Genomic DNA, 21,008 nt, shown 5'->3' with positions numbered 1-21,008 from the left:
AACTTTTTTTAAAATTTTTTTAATTACTTACTTATCCTATGAAAATTAAATAGGAAACTTTTTTCTTTTTATTTTTGTTGTTTTTAGGTCCAAAGATTTGATAATATTGAAAATTTTCTGTTTAAAATTTTCACATATTTAATATCATTAAAAGTTAAGTTGTTTGTTTTAAGTAATCATTTTTGTCTCTGTTTATTTTTTGTTTAGTGTGGCACATAAAAATTTGATGTTTAAAAACTAATTTTTGGAAAGGTTGAAGATTTCTATGTTTTAAATCGGTCACAATAAGATTTTAATTGTGAGTGTAATTAGACTCAAAATTGATAAACACATTTTTAACTTAAAAGAGAATAATCATAATGAATACAATAATATTACTTTTTAAGTCAAAAATCCTCTTTTAATTCATTTTCAAAGTCTACTAAAATGTTTTCAATACTCTGATAAGAAATATCAACGTTATAGATTTCTTTTAACATGTACCTGATTTTGCGGATACTATCATTACAAATACTATCACCACTAATATTATAAGATTTAATGATAAAGTCAATCACAGGCTTAGTAATTTTTTTATTAACTTCAACTAAAGAGGATAAATCAGTATTAAATATGTTATTGCATTTGCTGCATTTATATCTTTGAATTTTACAAATTTGGGTTCCTAAGTCCATGAAAATCAATTCACGTTCTATTTTATCACCTTTAATATTATGTTTAGACCCACACACTGGACAAACAGCAATATTATTGTTAAATATTATTTCACCATTTTTTTCAAGACGAATTAAATTAGGACTCATGTCTTGACATCCAATCAACTTTTTTGACACATCAGATCTAAAATCCGAAAACTCTTCATAAAAATCGTAAAGTTTAAATTGTATTGGTTCTCTAATAGGATGTGGAGGTTTTATTTTTTTATTAGGCATATAAATGTGTTACTTTCACTTAATATATTAACTTTACTATTTTTAATTCATTATTAACAACATAATATACTTTAAAAAAAATTATGAATTATTATATTACAAAAAATAAAATTAACTAAGTTTTAGACAGAGTCCGAAAATTAAATAGGAAACTTTTTTTATACATATTTTAATATATTTATTTAATAATAAAATTTAGGTAAAGATGAGGTAAGGTATGTATTCTCAAACAAAAATTGCTGTACCAATTTTTAAAAAAGATAAAAAATCAATAATTGAAGAAGCTCAATATTGTATTCAAAAAGGAGCAGATTTAATAGAATTTAGAATAGATGGTATGGATAATCCTAAACCTCAAATTGTACGTGAGATTATTGAAGAAATTAATTTTCCCACAATAGCTACAAATCGAGTGAAAACTGAAGGTGGATTATTTAAAGGTACTGAAGAACAACGTGTAAATATTCTTCTTGAAACAGTTGATGTTGCAGAATTTGTAGATATTGAGTTACAAACAAATGATAATTTAATTAAACAAATAACAGAAACAAATGTTAAAACTATAATAAGTTATCATGATTTTAAAAAAACACCACCTTTAAATGAATTATTAAATATTGTTTTTAAGGAAAAAAATTTAGGCAATATTGCTAAAGTAGCTTTAATGCCAAATGATTTAGAGGATACTTTAACAGTTCTAGCTATTTTAAGTCATTGTGAAGATACCATAGCAATTAGTATGGGGGATATTGGTTCATATACTCGTGTTATATGTACTAAATTTAATGCACCTATAACATTTGCAGTAAGTAGTGATGTTACAGCTCCTGGTCAAATTGATATTGAAACAATGAAACAATTATTAAATTTGGATATAATGGATATTGATGATTTAAATTCTTCTTATTAATCAAAAAAGTTGCTTGGAGATGATTTTTTTGAAAAAGATTTATTTTTTGATATTATTTTTATTACTTTTAAGTATTAGTTTTGCTAGTGTTTATGCTGATTCTAATATTAATATTAATGTAATAATTAATGGTCAGCAAGTATCTATAACTGATTCTTCATTAAACTTTTTAGATTCTAATAGAGCCAATATGGATAATGAAATTATAAATTTCACTGCAAATCAAGTAGTAGATATGTATGCTAGCACGGAATCTTACAAGCAAGGGGTATCTGATATTGCAAAAACTTATGGGTATGATGTTGTTACTGTGAATATTGATTCAGATTTAAATGATGGATCTCTTCCTTTGGTTTCAGCTGTCAAGGGTACTAGCATGACTCCAACTTTGCATAGTGGGGATATTATTATAATTAATCGTACTCAAGAAATTAAAACTGGAGATGTGGTTGTTTGTAATGATACTGAGTATGGTTTGATTGTTAAAAGAGTAGGTGAAGTTAATGGGGCTAATGTTTATTTACAAAGTGATAATAAATCTAAAGAGTTAATTAATGATGGGGGATTATTTTATGTTGAGGAAGGTTTACATAAATGGGTTACTCTTGATAGAATTTATGGTGTAGTTAAATATGATTTAACTGAAAATTCTACTAGTTGAATTTAATATTTTTATTTAAAATTAGAAAAAATATTATATGTGGAGAATTTTTAATTTTTCTCCATAAATTAAAGTTTTTGTTTTATTCTTTTCCTGTTTGGATGTCACTTAATCTTTTTACTCTTTTTAACATGTCTGGGTGGGTGCTGAATAGTTCCATGATTTTGCTACCAGTGCTGATTTTAACATTTTCGGTTTGTAATTTTTCTAGTTCATCTGCTCCAAGGATTCCGTCACGGTTGAAATCTACTTGTGAGAATTCTGAAATATCTCTTTGTGTATTACTTACATCATTTAAGAAAAATGCTTTACTTCCTTCTACATCTTTAATTTCTTGGGGGTTACATTGTGCTGCACCATATACTAGTTTGTATAATGCGCTTGCAAGGTATTGTGGTTGGTTTCCAAATTCTACACTTGCTTGGTCTGCATAATATTCACGTGTCCGGCTGATAAATAAAACGATTAATTGTCCTAAAGCATAACATACCATTGCTATTAAACCAAGTATTATACCTGCTCCATTGTCATTGTCTCCTTGGAACATTGTGCTTAATGCAACATAATAACATATCATAGGGATAGCACTTACAAGAGTGGTTATTACCATATCATTATGTTTTAAATGTCCCATTTCGTGTCCAAGCACTGCTTTTAATTCGTCACGGTTAACTACTCCAAGAATTCCTCTTGTTACACAAATATGTCCACTACGTCTAGTTCGGCCATATGCAAAAGCATTTGGTATGTTTGTTTCACTAATACCTATTTTTGGCATTGGTACATCTGCAGCTAGTGCTAATTCTTCAACCATTTGGTAAATGTTTGGTGCTTCTTCACGAGTAACATGTTTAACACCCATACTCATTTCAACAAGTTTAGGTCCCATTAAGTATTGTATAAATATTAATAGTAACCCTATGAGGGCATAAGCACTCACTCCTAAGTTTATACCAAGTATTCCTAAAACTAAGAATAATATGATATATACCATTGCAAATAATGCTATCATGGCTAAAGTTAATCTGATTCTTAATTTCCATGTTCCTTTCAATTTATTTACTCCTTAAATTTTTTTATGATAATTAGTTAATTTTATAAGTATATAAATACTTTCAATATATTCTTATAAATTAAATTTCAATTTTATAAACAATTAATAAAACTATTTAGAATACATTTGATAATGGGGAATATGTTATTATCTTTAACTTTAAAAAAGTATATTAATGTTAATAATTATAATTTAATTAAGAATTTAAATAATGATGCAAAATGTATACGCTAACACATATTGACTTGGATAATAATACTAAAAAGAATGTAACTCTTAGAGATTTGAAAGAATATCACCATTTTTCAGATAAAATTCATGATGTTAAAGAATTAGAACACTCTCCCATTGCTAATAATATTGATTTCAGTATTGGTGTTTTAGAACCCTTGGATGGTGCTGAAGACTTTGTTTATGTATATTTAAATCGGCCAGTTGTTAAATTTGGTGATAAAACTGATAATATTATAGGAAGATCCTATAAAGACTTATTTTCAAATGTTAAGGAATTTAATTCTTTTGATTGTTTAATGCGAGCTTGGAATGAAAATCGTAGGATTAACACAATAGTTTTAATTTATAAAGATAATAATTTATTGTTTGCTTTAAACATTTATTATGTTCGTGAAGATGACTATTTAATAATTTATAGTAAAGATATTACAGATTATGCTAAACTTAAACAAGAACATGAAAAACTATTTTATAATTCTAAAGATGGGTTTTTAATCATGAATTATAAAGGGGAGGTTTTGCATACTAATAATAAGTTTTTTGAAATTTTAGGTTATTCTATTGAAGATTTTATGCAAGTTAACCCTTTATCTTGGATTTTAAAAAATGTTGAAGTCATTTCTTTAACTGATGAAGAATATGGAAATATGTTAGAATTATTAGATGAAGTTATTAGTCATAGAATTAAAAATACTACTTTTGATGTTAAATACCCATTGAAAAATGGTAAATATGGTTATCTTCATGTTTTTGCAGTTCCTACTAAATATGAAAATCAGGATGTAGCTCAAATTAGTATTACAGATATTACTAAATCTAAGAAAAAAGAAATTGAAGCATTAAGATTACATAAAAATCTTAATACTATTCAAGGTATGGCAAAAATTGCTATTTCTTCATATAATTTTAAGAATATTCAATGGACTACTGAAATTTTTAATATTCTTGATATGGATCCTTCAAAACATGATTATGAAAATATTAATACTTATTTAGATTTGATTCTTGATGAGGATCGTAGTATTTTTGATGATGCAATTTCTAAGTTAAATCCTGATAATCCTCAAATTTCATTAACTGTTCGTGTTAAAACTTTTAATGGTAAAATTAAGTATATCGCTCAACTTAATAAAGCATTTTATGATGATGATGGTAATTGTAAAGTTGTTATTGGTTTTATTCAAGATGTTACTCAACAAAAAGTTTATGAAGATAAATTACGTAATGCTTTATCTGAGAAAAATGAATATGCTGATGATTTAGAACTTATTTTGGATGAGAAGGATGTTCTTATTAATGAGGTTCATGATCGTGTTAAGAATAATCTTCAAATTATTCAAAGTATATTCGATTTAGAAATGCATTTTAATCCAGATAATCCTTCAGCTACTGTTCGTAAGACTTATAATCGTGTTAAATCTATGGCTTTTGCGCATGAACAAGTTTATGATGATTTGGATTCTAATCGTGTTATTGATGCTTCTGTTTATATTAGACAAACAGTTTTAACATTGTTTTCTTATTATAATACTAAAATCCGTCCAGTTTTTGAATTAGATAATATAACTTTACCTTTAAATATTGTTATTCCGTTAGGTTTAATTTTAAATGAGTTATGTATTAATACTATTCAACACGCTTTTGATAAAGGTAATGAAGGTGTATTTTCAGTTGTTCTTAAAAAGGGTTCTGAAAATGTTGTTCTTATTGTTAAAGATAATGGTCATGGAGCGCCAACTGATTTTTCACCAGTTTCAGATAGTAATTTAGGAATAAATATTATAAATAATTTAGTTAGTCAAATAGATGGTAAAGTTGAATATTTAAGTGAAAGTACTGGGTTTTCAGTTTTAATCACTTTTTAATAAACTTTTTTTCATGATAAATTTTATTATATATGAAAATCTTATAAATGTATTAGATAACTTATTTTAATAAATATTATTTAAAATGATTTTTTTAAAGAATTAAATAATTGGTGATTAATAAAATGATTGGTCCATGGGTAGAAAAATATAGACCTCAAAGTTTAGATGATATTGTAGGTCAAACACAAATTATAAACAGACTTGAAAAGTATGTTAATGAAGAAAGTATGCCTAATCTTATGTTTACTGGCCCTGCAGGTGTTGGTAAAACAACTACTGCTTTAAGTTTAGCTAAAGCTGTTCTTGGAGATTATTGGAAACAAAATTTTTTAGAGTTAAATGCTTCTGATGCTAGAGGAATTGATACTGTACGAAATAATATTAAAAACTTTTGCCGTTTAAAACCTGTTGGTGCTCCATTTCGTATAATTTTCCTTGATGAAGTTGATAATATGACTAAAGATGCTCAACATGCTCTTCGTCGTGAAATGGAAATGTATACTAAGACTGCTAGTTTCATTTTAAGTTGTAATTATTCAAGTAAAATCATAGACCCTATCCAATCTCGTTGTGCTATTTTCAGATTCGCACCACTTAAAGGTGAAGATATTAATAAACGATTGGAATATATTGCAAGCTCTGAGGGTTTTGAATTTGATGAAGAAGCTATCAAAACAATTGTTTATTTTGCTGAAGGGGATATGCGTAAATCTGTTAATATGTTACAATCTGCAGCTTCTGAAGGGGAAGTTATTTCTGAAAATGCAGTATATGATGTTGTAAGTAAAGCTAGACCTGAAGATATTAATAATTTAGTTACAAAAGCCCTTACTGGTGATTTTATGGGTGCTAGGAATATTTTACGTGAAACAATGGTTTTACATGGTACTAGTGGTGAAGATATGATTAATCAAATCTATCAAGAAGTTAGTAGACGTGTTATGGATGATAAAATGGAAGGTAAAGTGTATATGGATTTAATTGAAGGTATTGCTGATACAGATTTCCGTATACGTGAAGGGGCCAATCCTAGAATACAATTAGAAGCGTTACTCGCTAAATTCTTATAAATATGAATTAAAATATTAAAAGGACTTTACATAACATGTTATGGACAGATAAATACCGACCACAAACCTTTAAAGAATTATTAGGTAATGGTAAAAGTAAAAAACAAATAGAACATTGGGTTAATGAGTGGAAAAAAGGTAATCCTCAAAAACCATTACTTTTAGTTGGACCTGCAGGTATAGGTAAAACATCTTTAGCTTATATAATAGCTAAAGAATTCTCTGAACATATAGAATTAAATGCCAGTGATAAAAGATCTTATGATATATTAATGAGTACTATTGGAGAATCCTCTAGTACACATTCTCTTTTTGGTGAATCATATAAACTTCTTATCTTAGATGAAGTAGATGGTATTAATGGTAATGATGATCGTGGAGGATCACGTGCTATTAATAAAATTATTAAAGAATCTAAACAACCTATGATTATGATGGCTAATGATTTTTATAGTAAACGATTAACCACTATTAAAACTAAATGTCTTGTAATTAAAATGACTAAAGTTCACACTAACTCTGTAGGTGCTGCATTAAAAAAAATCTGCAGAAAAGAAGGAATAGATTTTGATCCTGAAGCTATAAAAGTTTTAGCTAAAAACAGTAATGGAGATATGCGTGCAGCAATCAATACTTTACAAGCTGCAAGTGAAGACGGTGAAAAATTTGAATTATCAAATTTAGATAATATTTCACAAAAAGATAACACTAATAATATTTTTGACACTGTACGTACAGTTCTTAAAAGTAGAACAGTTAATCATATTAAACCAGATATGATGATTGATGAAGATCCTACTCTTGTAATGGAATATATTGCAGAAAATATTCCCCATGAATATGAAAAACCATCTGAAATAAAAAATGCATATGAAAATATTGCTAAAGCTGATTTGTACTTTGGAAGAGCAAGAGCTACAAGGGATTATACTTACTGGAGATATGCATCTGATTTTATGGGGCCAGGTGTTGCTTTAAGTAAAAAAGAAACTTATCGTAAATTTACAAGATTAACAGGAGCTCAAGCTTTTCGTTTAATGGGTCAAACACGGGGTAAACGAGCTTTACGTGATCGTATTGCTGAAAAAATGGAAAATAAAATGCACGTTTCATTAGAAGTAGCATATACTATGTTTCCTTCATTTGAAATTATTTTCCAAAATGATGAAATGGCTTATGAAATCAGTAGCTTTTTAGAATTAGAAGATGATGAGATTAAACGCTTCCGTAAAAGAAAAATTCCAAAAAAAGTCATTAAGAAAATGGAAAAAGAAATTAATGAAGCTAAACGTTTAGAACGTGAAGAACTTAATAAGAATATAAAAACAGGAATTTATCGGGAATCTACTAAAAAAACTTTAAATAAAGTAAAAGAAAATGCAGAAGAAAAAGTTAAGGATTCTAAATCTGATGATGATTCTAATGTAATTAGTAATGAAAATCCTGAAAAAGAAAATTTTAAACCAGAAGAGAAAGAATCTAAACCTAAAAAGTCTAAAAAACCTAAAAAAGAAAAAGAATCTGAAAAGTTAGATAAGGGACAAACTAGTTTATTTAGTTTTTAAAATTATCCTTTTTAAAATCTTTTTCCCTTTTTTTAATGATTTTTTTCAATAAATTTTTTAGATTTAAGAATATTTTCTTTATATTGAGGTATGATTTCTGATATGAAATCCATAAAGCTTAAACTTAATTTTCCATAAGTTCTTGCAGGATAATCTGTTTTATTATTGTTATCTAAAAAGCTGTTTATCCATTCATTAGAAACATTAATAAAAGGATAAATAATTGGAACATTTTCATTATTGTTATGTCTTTTGAAATTAATACCTTCACCTGTGAAGATATCGGATAATATATTATATGCTTCAATATTTAAGGTTAAACTACTAATTTTTTTATTTATTTTAAAATTATCTTTATCCTTGTATTCAACGAAATTTATTCCGTATTTTCTACTATAAGGTTCCAGTATAATTATTATTAATTCATCAGTTGAATCTTTAATTTCTGGAAGTAAAACAGTGTCTTTTGGTTTTAGTTGGTGGGATAAAATTTTACTTGCATGATTACAAATTTTTTGAAGTAAACTACTTCTTAATATTTTTATTTCAGGATAATATTTATTGAAAGTTTGCTCTCGTTTTCTACTGAATTTACTGAAACGTAAATTATTTATGTAGATAATTTCAGGTGTGTAACTGATAAAGCGAGTATCTACTCCTATAATTTTTAAAAGTTTCAATACTTCTTTTTTGTTGGTGGATGTCATAATTTTTAGAATTTAAAAAGAAAGAATAATATTGGGATTTATATTTTCTTTTCTTCTATGTTTGTGTTTAAAATTTCTCTTAATTTATTTTCCATTATGTCTTTTGGTGCTTCTTCACCAGTCCATATTTTTATTGCTTCTGCAGCTTGATAAATTAACATTTTTATACCATTTACTGTTTTTGCTCCTGCTTCTTTTGCTTCTTTAATTAAGTTTGTTTCAATTGGATTGTATACTATATCATTTACAATTATGTCTTCAGGTATTTCATCAGCATGTAATATAGGGTTTTGGTCAGGATATCCTTTCATTCCAAGGGGTGTTGTGTTTATTAAGATATCTGTTTGTTGTGCTTGAAGTATTAAATTATCCATATTGTCATATTTTAAATCTGATAGTATTCCAGTATTTTTAATATTGCTTGTTAATTCCTCTGCTTTAGCTAAATCCCGATTTATCACTGTTAATGAGTTTATACCTGAATGTGCTAATTGGTGACATATTGCTCTACTTGCTCCACCAGCACCAACTACAAGTATGTCTTTATTTGTTACACTTGTTTTATTTTCTAAGGCATGTAAACATCCTATTCCATCTGTATTGTAACCAATAGCTTCATTATTCTCGAATTTTATAGTGTTAACTGCTCCAATTTCTTTAGCTATAGGATCTAAGTGATTTAAAGTTACAAGTACATTTTTTTTATGAGGTATAGTTACATTTAACCCTTTAATATTTAATTTGTTAGCTCCTCCAATAGCGGATCCAAGATTTTCACTTAATACATGAAAAGGTAAATAAACATAATTTAAGTTTAAATATTCAAATGCAGCATTATTTATTATTGGACTAAAACTATGTTCTATAGGATCTCCAATAACTCCAATAATATTTGTTGTTCCATCAATAATCATTTTTTAATTTCACCTTTATGGATAAATTTAATTTTAAAATATTTTATTATTATAAATAAAAATCAGTATTTAATATATTTATTATTATTTTTTATCTTATAAATATATTAAAGGATTAAGAAAGTTTTTATTATAGTATTATTTATTTTGAATTCATATTTTTATTAAATATTTTTAATAAGCATAACAACTAATATTTAATTAATAATAAATTTTTAACATTAATAAATTATAATTATATTAATAAAAAAATTATTTTCATGGAGATAAACAATTTATGGAATTTAATAGACCTAGAGGAACAAGAGATTTCCTATTTGATGAAATGAGAGAAAGAAAAAGAGTAGAAAATATATTACGTGATGTTTTTCAATCATATGCTTTTCAAGAAATAAAAACACCAATGTTTGAAGAATTAGAATTATTCACAACAAAATCTGGTGAAGAAATAGTGGATCAATTGTATAATTTTAAGGATAAAAGTAATCGTGAAATTACCTTACGTCCAGAAATCACAGCACCAGTTGCTAGATTATATTTAAATGAATTAACAAAAACAGCAAAACCAATTAAATTATATTATTATGGTAGTTGTTTTAGATATGAAAGACCTCAAAAAGGCAGATTTAGACAATTTTGGCAATTTGGATGTGAACTCATAGGAGCAAGAAGTCCGGATGGTGAAGCAGAAGTATTAAGTATGTGTAATACTTCCTTAGAAAGATTAGGTATAAAAACTGCAGAGATACATATTAACCATCTTGGAATTATAAGAGGATTATTCAAACACTTTGATATAGATTCTGATACTCAAAGAGAATTAATGATAATAATAGATAAAGGGGATAAAGATTTATTAAAAGAATCTCTTATTGGGGAAAAACCATTAATAGATAATCCTGAATTAAATGCAGTACTCATTGACTTAATTGATATGGTGGGGAATAAAAATATTATTAAAAATATTGAAGATTTAGTTGGGGATTATGAAGAAACTGTAGATAGTATAGATGAATTAAAAGATTTAATAAAAGCTTTAGATAGTTATAATCTTGAAAATTATAAACTAAATTTAGGTGTAGCAAGAGGTTTAGATTATTATACTGGAATAGTTTTTGAAGTATACATTCCTGAACTTGGAGCACAAAAACAAGTTTGTGGGGGAGGAACTTATAGTCTTATAAAAATATTTGGTGGTGATGAAGTAGAATCTACAGGTTTTGCTTTTGGATTTGATAGATTGATGAATGCAATTAAAGAACCAGAAGTTTTAACTCCTTATATTGATGCTTATGTTTTACCTATAAATGAAGAAACACACTTTGAATCATTTACTATAGCGACAAAACTTAGAAATCAAGGAGTAAAAACTGAAGTGGATTTATCTACTCGAAAATTTAAAAAAGCATTAAAACATGCTAATAAATTGAAAGTTCCTTATGTTGTGATGGTAGGTAAAAGAGATTTAGATCAAGGTTCAGTAACACTTAAAAATATGTATAGTGGAGAACAAGAAATTGTTAGTGTTAATGTACTTGCTGATACTATTAAAAAACATTTATAATTAAAATTATTTAAAGGAGGAATAAATTAATGGAAATGAATTTTCGATTAGAAAAAAATGGTGAAAATCTTATAATTGCTGTAGCACAAGATTATCAAACAAATGAAGTTTTAATGGTAGCATTTATGAATGAAGAAGCGTTACAAGATACATTAAAAACTGGTAAAGCACATTATTATAGTACATCTCGTGGAAAACAATGGATGAAAGGAGAAAGTAGTGGAAACACACAACAAGTCCATGAGATATTATTTGATTGTGATGCAGATGCAATAATTTTAAAAATAGATCAAAAAGGAGCTGCTTGTCATTTAGGATATAGAAGTTGTTTCTTTAGACAATTAGATTTAAAAACAAAAGATATTACTAATATATCTGATGATGAAATAAAAACAATTAGTGAAAGATTATTTAATCCAGAAGAAGTTTATGGAAAACAATAATTATTAAAAAAAACAAGTATGAGGATTTTTAAATGGATTACGATATAACTGAAGAAGATGAAGAAAAACGATTCGTCCCAGATACAAGTGCAATAATTGAAGGAACAATAAAAAAAATCCTCGACAATGATGATTTAATTTATCCAGAAATAATTATTCCTGAAGCTGTAATAGCGGAATTAGAACACCAAGCAAACAATAGTAGACCAACAGGATTCACAGGATTAAATAATTTAAAAGAATTACAAAAATTAGCTCAAAATCAATATTTAAATATTCATTTTACAGGAAGAAGACCTAATACTTCTGAAATTATAGATGCCAGAAAAGGGGAAGTTGATGCACTTATAAGGGATGTTGCACGTGATGAAAATGCAATACTTGTTACAAGTGATAAAGTTCAAGCCGAAACTGCAGAAGCACAAGGTTTAAATGTAATTTATAATGCTCAAAAATATCATGGAGATAAAGATCTTAAAATTATGGAATTTTTCACTGCAGATACAATGAGTGTTCATTTAAAAGAAAATGTTCCTGCTTTTGCTAAGAAAGGAACACCTGGACATATTGAACTTGTACAAATTTCAGAAAATAAGATTTCATATAATGATTTAGAAAACTTTGCTGAAGAAATTCTTGAAAAGGCAAGTAATGATAAAAGAACATATTTAGAAGCTGATTTGAAGGGAGCTATTGTAGTTCAATCTAAAGATTTAAGAATTAGTATCACTCGCCCACCTTTCAGTGAAGCAATGGAAATAACTGCTGTTAGACCTGTTGCTGAAGTATCACTTGAAGATTATAATATAAGTGAAGATTTACTTAATCGTATTAGTCAAGGTGATCATGGTATTTTAATTAGTGGGTCTCCAGGTGCAGGTAAAAGTACTTTTGCACAAGCTTTAGCTACTTATTTTAGTCAGAATATGAGTAAAGTTGTTAAAACTATGGAATCTCCTCGTGATTTACAAGTTCCCGATGAAATTACTCAATATTCTCCTTTAGAGGGGGATATGGAGAAAACAGCTGATATTCTTTTACTTGTACGTCCTGATGTAACAATATATGATGAGTTACGTAAAAGTTATGATTTTCAAATTTTTGCAGATATGAGACTTGCAGGTGTGGGGATGGTTGGTGTGGTTCATGCTACTAAACCTATAGATGCTATTCAAAGAATAACTAATCGTGTTGAATTAGGTGTTATTCCAAGTATTGTTGATACAACTATTTTTATAGATGAAGGCCATATTAGTAGTGTTTATGAAACTCGAATGACTGTTAAAGTACCAAGTGGTATGCAAGAACAAGATTTAGCTAGACCAGTTATAGAAGTTAGAGATTTATTAACTGGTGATTTAAAGAATGAGATTTATACTTATGGGGAACAAACTATTGTTATAGATGTGGAACAAGTAGGTAAAAAAGGTTCTGAGGAAGATGAATCTAGTAGTGTTGAACGTATAGCTGAAAAACAAATTATTAGGGATGTTAAAAAGGTTATTCCAGGAGCACAAATTGAAGCTAAAATTATTTCACCTAATAGGGTAAGAGTTTCAGTTCCGAATGAGTATCGTCCTAAAATTATTGGACGTGGCGGTAAACGTATTGATGAATTAGAACGTAAAATCGGTATTGGTATAAGTATTGAAATTTTAAATGAAGGTCCTGATGATGATTTAAGAATACCTTGTCAAGTTAATAAGAAAGGTGTTAATTTAGAATTCCCAAAAGATAGTACTGGTTCTAGTTTTGATATTTTTGTAGGTGATGACTATTTATTCACTGCTACTGTTGGTAAAAGTGGTTTAATACGTTTACGTCGTGGTTTGGAGTTAACAGATATCTTATTAGATGCTATTGATGAGAATATTGGAATTTTTGCAAGAAGAAGAAATGATTAAATAAAGGTTTTATTATGAATATTGGAGCATCAACTTTAGCAAGCACTGATTTAGAAAAGTTTTTGGATTATTGTGTGGATTTAGATTTGGACTTTGTGGAGCTTGTTAAATCTTATCCTAATCATGATTTGGATTTTGATTTATTAAACTCTTATGATTTTACTTATAGTGTTCATAGTCCCCTTATTGATATGAATATTTGCAGTTTAACACGCAGTATTAGAGAAGCTAGTATGCAGGAATTAAAAGATAGTATTGATGATGCTGCTCGTTTAGGTGCTAGAAATGTTGTTATTCATCCAGGTAAGGTTTCTTTTTTGGGTCAACCTTATGAAGATCATATTTATGATATTTGTGTTGATTCTTTTAAAGAAATTCATTATTATAGTTCTGGTACTGGGGTTATGCCTTTAATTGAGAATATGCCCCTTATTCCTGGTTTTATGTATACTGATATTAATAGGTTAAATTCTACACTTGATAATTTAGATATGTTTATGACTTTTGATATTGGTCATGCTTACACTGCAGGTTTTAGTGAAAATGAAATGTATTTTCCAAGAATTAAACACATACATTTGCATGATAATAATGGTGATGATGATTCACACTTGCCATTAGGTGAAGGCAGTATAGATTTAAAACAGGTATTATATCTTCTTGATGAAAAAAATTATAAGGGCACCTACATTATAGAAGCAAATAATCCTGAATCATTAAAGATTAGTTTAGAATACTTAAAAAATAATAATTTCATTTAATCTATATTCTTTTTTTATAAATCTTTTTTTATTTTTCAAATGCTCTTGGAAAATTCATATTTAAATAATAATTTAATATTATTAATTAGACCTGGAAAACAAAAATTTAAAATTATTTTTTTAAGGAGGTAAAATCAAAACATGATTCAAAATAAAACATTCCGCAATGATATTAATATTGAAATAGATCCAGTAATAATAAACACCCAAATAGAAGAAATCAAAGAATTAAATGAAGATTTCTATAAAGAATATAGTGAAATATATAATGAATACACTGGATTAATAATAAAATTAGATGAATCAAGTAATGATTTAACAGATTTCATTAATAATCAAATCCTTCAAAACTTAGAAAAATCACTAGATATTTGTGAATTATCAATAAAAATCTTACAACATAAATCTCATGATACTTACATAAGTGTAGCAAATATTATAAAAAATTATAATTTAAAAATTCCAGGTAATGAAAATGAAACACTATGTGAAACAATAGCGAATTTTATTTCCTTTAAAAACGATTTAAATTACTATAATAATCAACTCATCATATGGAATGATACATTAAATAATCCCACAAGTAAAGAAGAAAATAGTGAAGTGAAAAAATTAAGGAAAAAAGTAAACTATCATTTCACAAATCAAATTTTATTTAATAAAGAGTACTTATCAAACATTTTGCTCTTTTTTGATGAAATATTAAGTATGAGTGAAAAAAATAATAAATTATTAAATTCTGCTATTGATTGTAAATCATTAAAATCTTACTTAAAATATACTAATATTCAAATTACAAATAAGCAGAAAAACTTATTCAGTGGATTTGATGACTTATCTGATTATATAAATAATATGGAAAATGAATCTAATCCTGAAGATGCCCTAGATTATATTGTTGATATTATAAAAAACAATATTGATTGGCCTTTCATATTCCAATTCATGATAAGTAAAATTAATTCAACAATAAACAAGCATGGTTTTGATTACTTAAATGAAAATTTTAATAATTTTTCTAACAATCAAATAGCATACTTAAACCAAATATTAAACCGTTTCATAATTCCTCATCAAGATGAAATAAGTAGAATTTTAAAATCATTAACAAAAAATTCACAAGCTAATCAAAAACATAAATCTGAAATAATATCATTAATAGATATTTATAATGACAGATTGGATAATATTGTATTTGATATTAAGCGTTTCATAATGAAATATCAATAAATCATATATCATGCTTATGGGAAGGTTTTAAATTTAAAAAAATTTTTTAATTCTCACATACCAAACCAAATCCAATAAAATTTTAATAAAAATTTTAAGGAATTAAAAAATAATTTTTAAACCTTCCCATATTACTAACCTATTTATTAAAACTTTTTTTAACATAATCTAACTAAATTTAAAAAATATTTTAACACATTACATTATAAAAATCTTTTTTTATGGATAAATATTTATATTAATTCTAATATTATAATAAATAATTATAAATTATTGGGTATGTATTTTATGGTTGATTATTGTTTCACATTTTTAAAAGATAAGTTTCCTGAAATCGAAAAAATGACAAAGGAGCTTGAATTTAATTTGTATAATCAAAATAGTATGAGTGTTCTTACTATGGGGGGATCTATTGCAGAAAATATTATCAATAAAGTCTGTGAATATGAAGATGTTCTTATTAGTGATTTAACTACTCAAGAATCTCGCATAGATTATTTATTTGATAAAAAAGTTTTATCTTCTCGTTTAACAAAGGATTTTCATGAAATCCGACATCTTCGTAATATGGTAGTTCATCAAGCATATCAAGGTGATATTGATGAAGCATACACAGTACATCATATAATTTATAATATTATAGAATGGTTTTATAAGAAATATGAAGATCCAGAATATGAAATCCCTGGATATAGTGCAATGTTATATGAAGATAAAAAATATATTCAACAATTATATGATGAAGCTTTAGCAGGTGATAAAAAAATTACACCTCCATTATTATGTCCTACTTGTGGATTTGAAGTATCAAAAGAAAATAGGTATTGTCCGGAATGTGGTGAAAGATTAAAAAATTTGGATATTAATCAGGATGTAGCTAAAAAGATTGAAAATTTCCCTATTACTGAAGAGTTATACTCTGATGAATTAGAAAAATATCAACTTCAAAAGGAATTAGAAACAAAAAACACTAGATTAATAGATTATCAAAGACGTCGGGATGATCAAATTCATGATTTGAAAAAAAAGCATAAAAGACAATTAGATGAATTATATGCTGCTTTAAATAATGTGAATTTAGATTTAACTGATATTACAAAGAAAATTAAATCTTTAGAAAATAAATCTTTTTTAACTCAGCAGGAGAAAGTTGACTTAAAAGATGCTAATGAAGAGAAAGATTATTTGTTAAATGAACGTAAAATTATTAATAAACGTAAAACTCTTTTGTTTGAGAAACAACCTTGTGAAATGCAAGATTTAATTGATGATTTGAATTTTGAAAGAGAAACTATTGATCAAATGAATTATCGAGAACAAGAGGAAATATTAAATGATATTGCAATTGAAAAGCGCAGATTGCGTAGGGTTCAAAGAAATATTGAAAATGGTTATAAAAGGGAGAAATTTATTATTTGCCCACATTGTGGTGAAAGAAATACTTTAGATACTGTTTATTGTATTAATTGTGGTAGTATTATTAAACCTAATTTGAAGCCAAATCATAAGGTTTATTGTACTCAGTGTGGACTTTTGCTTTATTCAGATTATGATTATTGTACTTCTTGTGGGCATTGGATGCATTAAATAGGTTAAGGTGGAGTGTGTTATTTTTTTGATTCAAAATAATGATTTAGATTCTGAAACTAGTGATGAATTTATGGATGAGTATAAAAGTGTACATCAAGATTTTTATGATAATTATTTACAAATTATTGAATCTTTTGATGATGATTTAATTTATTCCTTAGAAGAAGCTTTTGAAGAAAACGATTTAAAAAGGGTAGACAGTATACATGAAATTTTATTAAATACTTTAAAAGAATTAAGCAATTATTTAAATAAAAGTGGGCCTTTATTAAATGAGGAGAATAATAAATTATATGAAAATTTTAACAAGGTATTTCAAATTATTAACATTGAAAACCCTAACACTTCAGAGTTCAATAGTTTCATTGCAGAAGTATTTCTCTTACCTGAAGTATACTTATCTACAATTGAATTAATAAGTCACAGTCAATATAACATATTTAACAAGATAATATTATTACCTGTAATAAATGAAAATATAGAAAAACAGTCTGTTGAATTATTAACATCTTATGAAAAATTCCAAAAAATTTTAAATAGATTCTTAGAAAAAATGGTTACAATTAAAAATCAAACACAAACATTAATTAAAAACACAAATAATAAAACTTTACAAATTACCATAGATTCAACACACTTAATAAGTAATCTAGAAAATATAGAAGACTATCTTGATGATTATTTCATTACTATAAAAGAAAAAGTGAATGAAATACCAAAATATGATTCAAAAATAAGTTATGGATTAAATCTTGATTATATTTTAATAAAAGACAATGTTTTAAAAGAATATATAATAGATAACAATGAATGGATAGAAGATTATAAAAATTTTTTAGAGGAGTATACTAATTATAAAGAAAATTATTCACAATTACTCATAATTGAAAGTATAGGGTATGATTTTATACCACGGATCAATTTTTGGATAAATGATAAAAATAAGCACATAATTGAATATTGTGAAATTTTAGAAAAATATGAAAAGAATATAAAAAAATTTTATCAACAAAGCAAGGAAAAAGAAGAATTAACTGAAATTAGTTTAAATAAACACTTAAAAAATTTAAATTATTTAATAAAGGATATAAATAATGATTAATATTATTTTTCAAATTTATCAATTATTTTCCTATAATTCTCATTTTGAAGTTCTAAACTAATCATATTTGTCTTATTAGCTTTAATAATGTGTTCTTTACTTTCAATTAACTCTTTTATATTTTCATCTTGTTTATTAATAATCTTATCCTTTTGCTCAAGAAGCCCTTCATAAGTTTTACTAATCTTTCGTAATTGAGTTTCTAAATTAACAGTATTATTTTCTATTTGGACCTTATAATCATCAATTAAACTTCTTAAATATTTAACTTGATCTTGTTTATCCTCAATAATTTCAACTTTTTCATTAATCTTAACTTGTAAATCATCTAACTCTTTAAGTTTAGCTTTCTCATTATTCACTTCACTACTTAATTTTAATTCCATTTTTTGTTTTTCAAATTTAAACTTAGCAATATGGGACTTCAAAGCACTAATCTTATCATCTTTTTGACTTAGATTCATATTTAACTCATCTATTTCCCCATCTTTCAATTCAATAATACCTTCTAAGTCTTGAATCTTCTTTTTATTATAATTATTTTTGTTATGATTCTGATTACTTGGTTTACTCATACTTTTAATCCCTAAAATAATATTTACTATTAAAACTTTTATTTTTATATAACTACTAATTATTATTTTTTCAATATAATAATAATTTTTCCCTAATGTTTTTATATTTAATTGGTCTTTTATTTTCCTATTTTTTGGTTAAAATTTTTTATAAAAATTTATATATTCTTATAAAAAAAGTATAATTACTATAAAATTTTTGAGGTTGGGTCATAAAAATTTTTAATTTTTTTCTTAGCTTTGATTTTTTTTGTTTTTCTTTTATTTGTTTCTAGTTTTCAATGCATTTTTTTAGTTATTTTCTTGGTTTTTTGTTGTTTTATTTAGTTCGTTGTATAGTCTTTTGAGGTTGTGTCCTATTGCATGTAGTTTTATTTCTGTATTTACCATTTCTATACCTGTGTAGTTGAATTCTATCATTTTTATGTTGCGTTTTAGGTGTCCGAATGGCCATTCTACTGTTTTTGATCGTTGTGCGTATATTTCTTGTGCCCATTTTTCATCCATTTTGTGTTGCATTCTGATTTTGGATGGGTTTCCGTAATCTGTTATGGTTCTGTAATGGTTTTTGGTTGTGCATATTTCTTTTACTTGGCAATCGTGGCATTTTTTGGTCCAGTAAAACTGTTTTTGTGTACTGTTTTTTGTTTTTGTATGTTCCTTTTAGATTCATTATTTGTCCTAATGGGCAAATGTATTCGTTTTTTTCATGATTGTAAGTGAAATTGTCTTTTGAATATGGATTTTCTTTTATATTGTATTTTTTTAGGATTCTTGAGAGTTTTCGTGTTGATATGTATCCATCTAATTGTTTATGTTCTAAGTATTCTGCGTTTTCGTCTGTTGAGTATCCATTATCAGTGGATATTTGTGTTCCGGGATGTAATGGTCCGAAAATGTGTTCCACATTTTCGATTGCAGGTATTAACATTTTATGATCTGTAGGGTTTTGATAAACTTCGGCTGAGAGTATGAATCCTTTGTAATCGTCGACTGCTATTTGGTAGTTGTAATTAAATTCCCATTTGCCTTTTTTATTCAGCATCCAACGTGATTCTGGGTCGTTGACACTTATGACACTTTTTGGCTTTTATTTAGTTCCGTGTTGATGTGGTTGATTTTTTTTAAAACTTTTTGTGCAGATTCTGGATTTTTACTTGCTTGTTTGATAAGTCTTTTACTGGATAATCTGAGTTTATCTTGGTTTCTATCACCTTTAGACTCTTTTTTAACCATGTCATATATCTTATCAAATGTTTCTTTATCAGTTAAGTCTATTGGTACTTTATTACCAGATTCATCAGTTAATTGTTCGTCTTCGTCTTCGTCAAGTTTTATACTTTTTTCTATGATTTTTTTAAGTAGTTCTAATTGTTTTTTATCAGTTAAAATATTAATGGATGTTTTTGCTTTAATTTTAGTCCCATCAATCGCAATGTGATTTATTTTAATTAAATCCTTTTTTTCAGCAACTAAAATTGTAGTTTCAAATGCCTTATCAATTAATTCTTTATTATCCTTTTTAAACCGATTAATTGTGCGAAAATCAGGTTTTTGCATACCTGCAAGATACATATAACTCAAATCTGTATGAGTTTTGCCATCAATTTCCCTACCTGATAAGCCTCCATCAAATGTAGCCATTAAAACCAAACGTAACAACATTTTCCGAGAATAAGCACGAGCACCCGCAGTATAACGATACTGATTATCAATTTCATCAAAACTAATTCTATCAACTATGTTCTCAACCAAGTAACATGGATGATCCTTCGGAATTATCTCTCTTAAATCCGTAGGAATCAACATCTTCTGACCAATAGTGTCATCTCTTAAAACCATAAAAAAATACACCTACAATAATATTATCGTTAATAATACATTGTACAGCCTAATATATAAAATTAACTAAAAAATAAGCAAG

General features: G+C 26.4%; 19 protein-coding genes and 1 pseudogene. 12 read left to right on the top strand and 8 right to left on the bottom strand.

The genetic code is table 11. The features are described from left to right. Positions 1 to 386: 386 nt before the first annotated feature. Positions 387 to 932, bottom strand: a complete 546-nt coding sequence (locus BP769_RS01465; RefSeq protein ID WP_409198847.1) for a DUF6431 domain-containing protein — start codon at positions 930 to 932, stop codon at positions 387 to 389. Between the two features lie 217 nt (positions 933 to 1,149). Between BP769_RS01465 and aroD the strand changes: the two genes are divergently transcribed. Then, positions 1,150 to 1,842, top strand: coding sequence for a type I 3-dehydroquinate dehydratase (gene aroD / locus BP769_RS01460; RefSeq protein ID WP_413861863.1), 693 nt, complete (start codon positions 1,150 to 1,152; stop codon positions 1,840 to 1,842). 28 nt (positions 1,843 to 1,870) lie between these two features. Then, positions 1,871 to 2,503, top strand: coding sequence for a S24 family peptidase (locus BP769_RS01455; RefSeq protein WP_409198849.1), 633 nt, complete (start codon positions 1,871 to 1,873; stop codon positions 2,501 to 2,503). An 82-nt stretch (positions 2,504 to 2,585) separates the two neighbouring features. On the opposite strand, the gene BP769_RS01450 is transcribed toward BP769_RS01455, so the two are convergent. After that, complete coding sequence (locus BP769_RS01450) at positions 2,586 to 3,557, bottom strand: zinc metalloprotease HtpX (RefSeq protein WP_409198850.1); 972 nt, start codon at positions 3,555 to 3,557, stop codon at positions 2,586 to 2,588. Positions 3,558 to 3,778: 221 nt separating this feature from the next. Between BP769_RS01450 and BP769_RS01445 the strand changes: the two genes are divergently transcribed. From BP769_RS01445 to BP769_RS01435, 3 genes are all read left to right on the top strand, one after another. Next, the gene (locus tag BP769_RS01445) at positions 3,779 to 5,656 is read left to right on the top strand and encodes a PAS domain-containing protein (protein WP_409198851.1); all 1,878 of its coding nucleotides are present in this window, start codon (positions 3,779 to 3,781) and stop codon (positions 5,654 to 5,656) included. Between the two features lie 125 nt (positions 5,657 to 5,781). Further along, the gene (locus tag BP769_RS01440) at positions 5,782 to 6,729 is read left to right on the top strand and encodes a replication factor C small subunit (RefSeq protein ID WP_409198852.1); all 948 of its coding nucleotides are present in this window, start codon (positions 5,782 to 5,784) and stop codon (positions 6,727 to 6,729) included. 35 nt (positions 6,730 to 6,764) lie between these two features. Continuing rightward, complete coding sequence (locus BP769_RS01435; protein WP_409198853.1) at positions 6,765 to 8,294, top strand: replication factor C large subunit; 1,530 nt, start codon at positions 6,765 to 6,767, stop codon at positions 8,292 to 8,294. 32 nt (positions 8,295 to 8,326) lie between these two features. Here BP769_RS01435 and BP769_RS01430 read toward each other — a convergent pair whose 3' ends face one another. After that, a complete protein-coding gene (locus tag BP769_RS01430) occupies positions 8,327 to 8,974 on the bottom strand; it encodes an ATPase (RefSeq protein ID WP_409198854.1) in 648 nt (215 codons plus the stop codon). Between the two features lie 65 nt (positions 8,975 to 9,039). Continuing rightward, positions 9,040 to 9,912, bottom strand: a complete 873-nt coding sequence (gene aroE / locus BP769_RS01425; protein ID WP_413861873.1) for a shikimate dehydrogenase — start codon at positions 9,910 to 9,912, stop codon at positions 9,040 to 9,042. Positions 9,913 to 10,192: 280 nt separating this feature from the next. Between aroE and hisS the strand changes: the two genes are divergently transcribed. The 7 genes from hisS to BP769_RS01390 all read left to right on the top strand — a co-directional run bounded on the left by hisS (position 10,193) and on the right by BP769_RS01390 (position 18,509). Next, positions 10,193 to 11,479, top strand: coding sequence for a histidine--tRNA ligase (hisS, locus tag BP769_RS01420; RefSeq protein ID WP_413861861.1), 1,287 nt, complete (start codon positions 10,193 to 10,195; stop codon positions 11,477 to 11,479). 29 nt (positions 11,480 to 11,508) lie between these two features. Next, positions 11,509 to 11,922 carry a phosphoribosyl-AMP cyclohydrolase gene (hisI, locus tag BP769_RS01415; protein ID WP_409198856.1) on the top strand — a complete coding sequence of 138 codons (414 nt, stop codon included), beginning with the start codon at positions 11,509 to 11,511 and terminating at the stop codon, positions 11,920 to 11,922. Between the two features lie 32 nt (positions 11,923 to 11,954). Further along, on the top strand, positions 11,955 to 13,826 hold the full coding sequence (locus BP769_RS01410; RefSeq protein WP_413861859.1) for a PINc/VapC family ATPase: 1,872 nt from the start codon (positions 11,955 to 11,957) through the stop codon (positions 13,824 to 13,826). Positions 13,827 to 13,840: 14 nt separating this feature from the next. Further along, the gene (locus BP769_RS01405; protein ID WP_409198858.1) at positions 13,841 to 14,587 is read left to right on the top strand and encodes a sugar phosphate isomerase/epimerase family protein; all 747 of its coding nucleotides are present in this window, start codon (positions 13,841 to 13,843) and stop codon (positions 14,585 to 14,587) included. A 141-nt stretch (positions 14,588 to 14,728) separates the two neighbouring features. Then, positions 14,729 to 15,817 (top strand): hypothetical protein, encoded by a 1,089-nt coding sequence (locus BP769_RS01400; RefSeq protein WP_413825764.1) that lies wholly within the window; start codon positions 14,729 to 14,731, stop codon positions 15,815 to 15,817. A 288-nt stretch (positions 15,818 to 16,105) separates the two neighbouring features. Beyond that, entirely contained in the window at positions 16,106 to 17,404 is a 1,299-nt protein-coding gene (locus tag BP769_RS01395) for a zinc-ribbon domain-containing protein (RefSeq protein ID WP_413861857.1), read from the top strand. Between the two features lie 28 nt (positions 17,405 to 17,432). Continuing rightward, entirely contained in the window at positions 17,433 to 18,509 is a 1,077-nt protein-coding gene (locus BP769_RS01390) for a hypothetical protein (RefSeq protein WP_413861855.1), read from the top strand. Between the two features lie 2 nt (positions 18,510 to 18,511). Here the strand turns inward: BP769_RS01390 and BP769_RS01385 are convergent, their stop codons facing one another. The 4 genes and pseudogenes from BP769_RS01385 to BP769_RS01370 all read right to left on the bottom strand — a co-directional run bounded on the left by BP769_RS01385 (position 18,512) and on the right by BP769_RS01370 (position 20,926). Further along, a complete protein-coding gene (locus tag BP769_RS01385) occupies positions 18,512 to 19,084 on the bottom strand; it encodes a glycosyl transferase (RefSeq protein ID WP_413861853.1) in 573 nt (190 codons plus the stop codon). A gap of 291 nt (positions 19,085 to 19,375) precedes the next feature. Further along, a pseudogene (locus BP769_RS01380) lies at positions 19,376 to 19,678 on the bottom strand (transposase); the annotation flags it as partial. Next, positions 19,584 to 20,129, bottom strand: a complete 546-nt coding sequence (locus tag BP769_RS01375) for a transposase (RefSeq protein ID WP_413861850.1) — start codon at positions 20,127 to 20,129, stop codon at positions 19,584 to 19,586. The gene BP769_RS01375 and the pseudogene BP769_RS01380, both read right to left, overlap by 95 nt. A gap of 26 nt (positions 20,130 to 20,155) precedes the next feature. Beyond that, positions 20,156 to 20,926 (bottom strand): transposase, encoded by a 771-nt coding sequence (locus BP769_RS01370; RefSeq protein WP_413861847.1) that lies wholly within the window; start codon positions 20,924 to 20,926, stop codon positions 20,156 to 20,158. Between the last annotated feature and the right edge of the window lie 82 nt (positions 20,927 to 21,008).

The organism is Methanobrevibacter sp. UBA417 (assembly GCF_002508845.1).
Classification (GTDB): domain Archaea; phylum Methanobacteriota; class Methanobacteria; order Methanobacteriales; family Methanobacteriaceae; genus Methanobrevibacter_A; species Methanobrevibacter_A acididurans.
Note: the sequence above shows the minus strand (reverse complement) of the source record. Positions and strands in the feature narration are given on the sequence as shown.

Coding starts and splice junctions, on each gene's coding strand:
- BP769_RS01440 (WP_409198852.1), top strand. CDS start 5,782: ATGATTGGTCCATGGGTAGAAAAATATAGACCTCAAAGTTTAGATGAT.
- BP769_RS01435 (WP_409198853.1), top strand. CDS start 6,765: ATGTTATGGACAGATAAATACCGACCACAAACCTTTAAAGAATTATTA.
- aroD (WP_413861863.1), top strand. CDS start 1,150: ATGTATTCTCAAACAAAAATTGCTGTACCAATTTTTAAAAAAGATAAA.
- BP769_RS01370 (WP_413861847.1), bottom strand. CDS start 20,926: ATGGTTTTAAGAGATGACACTATTGGTCAGAAGATGTTGATTCCTACG.
- BP769_RS01405 (WP_409198858.1), top strand. CDS start 13,841: ATGAATATTGGAGCATCAACTTTAGCAAGCACTGATTTAGAAAAGTTT.
- BP769_RS01395 (WP_413861857.1), top strand. CDS start 16,106: ATGGTTGATTATTGTTTCACATTTTTAAAAGATAAGTTTCCTGAAATC.
- BP769_RS01445 (WP_409198851.1), top strand. CDS start 3,779: ATGTATACGCTAACACATATTGACTTGGATAATAATACTAAAAAGAAT.
- BP769_RS01465 (WP_409198847.1), bottom strand. CDS start 932: ATGCCTAATAAAAAAATAAAACCTCCACATCCTATTAGAGAACCAATA.
- BP769_RS01385 (WP_413861853.1), bottom strand. CDS start 19,084: ATGAGTAAACCAAGTAATCAGAATCATAACAAAAATAATTATAATAAA.
- BP769_RS01410 (WP_413861859.1), top strand. CDS start 11,955: ATGGATTACGATATAACTGAAGAAGATGAAGAAAAACGATTCGTCCCA.
- BP769_RS01375 (WP_413861850.1), bottom strand. CDS start 20,129: ATGCTGAATAAAAAAGGCAAATGGGAATTTAATTACAACTACCAAATA.
- hisI (WP_409198856.1), top strand. CDS start 11,509: ATGGAAATGAATTTTCGATTAGAAAAAAATGGTGAAAATCTTATAATT.
- BP769_RS01400 (WP_413825764.1), top strand. CDS start 14,729: ATGATTCAAAATAAAACATTCCGCAATGATATTAATATTGAAATAGAT.
- hisS (WP_413861861.1), top strand. CDS start 10,193: ATGGAATTTAATAGACCTAGAGGAACAAGAGATTTCCTATTTGATGAA.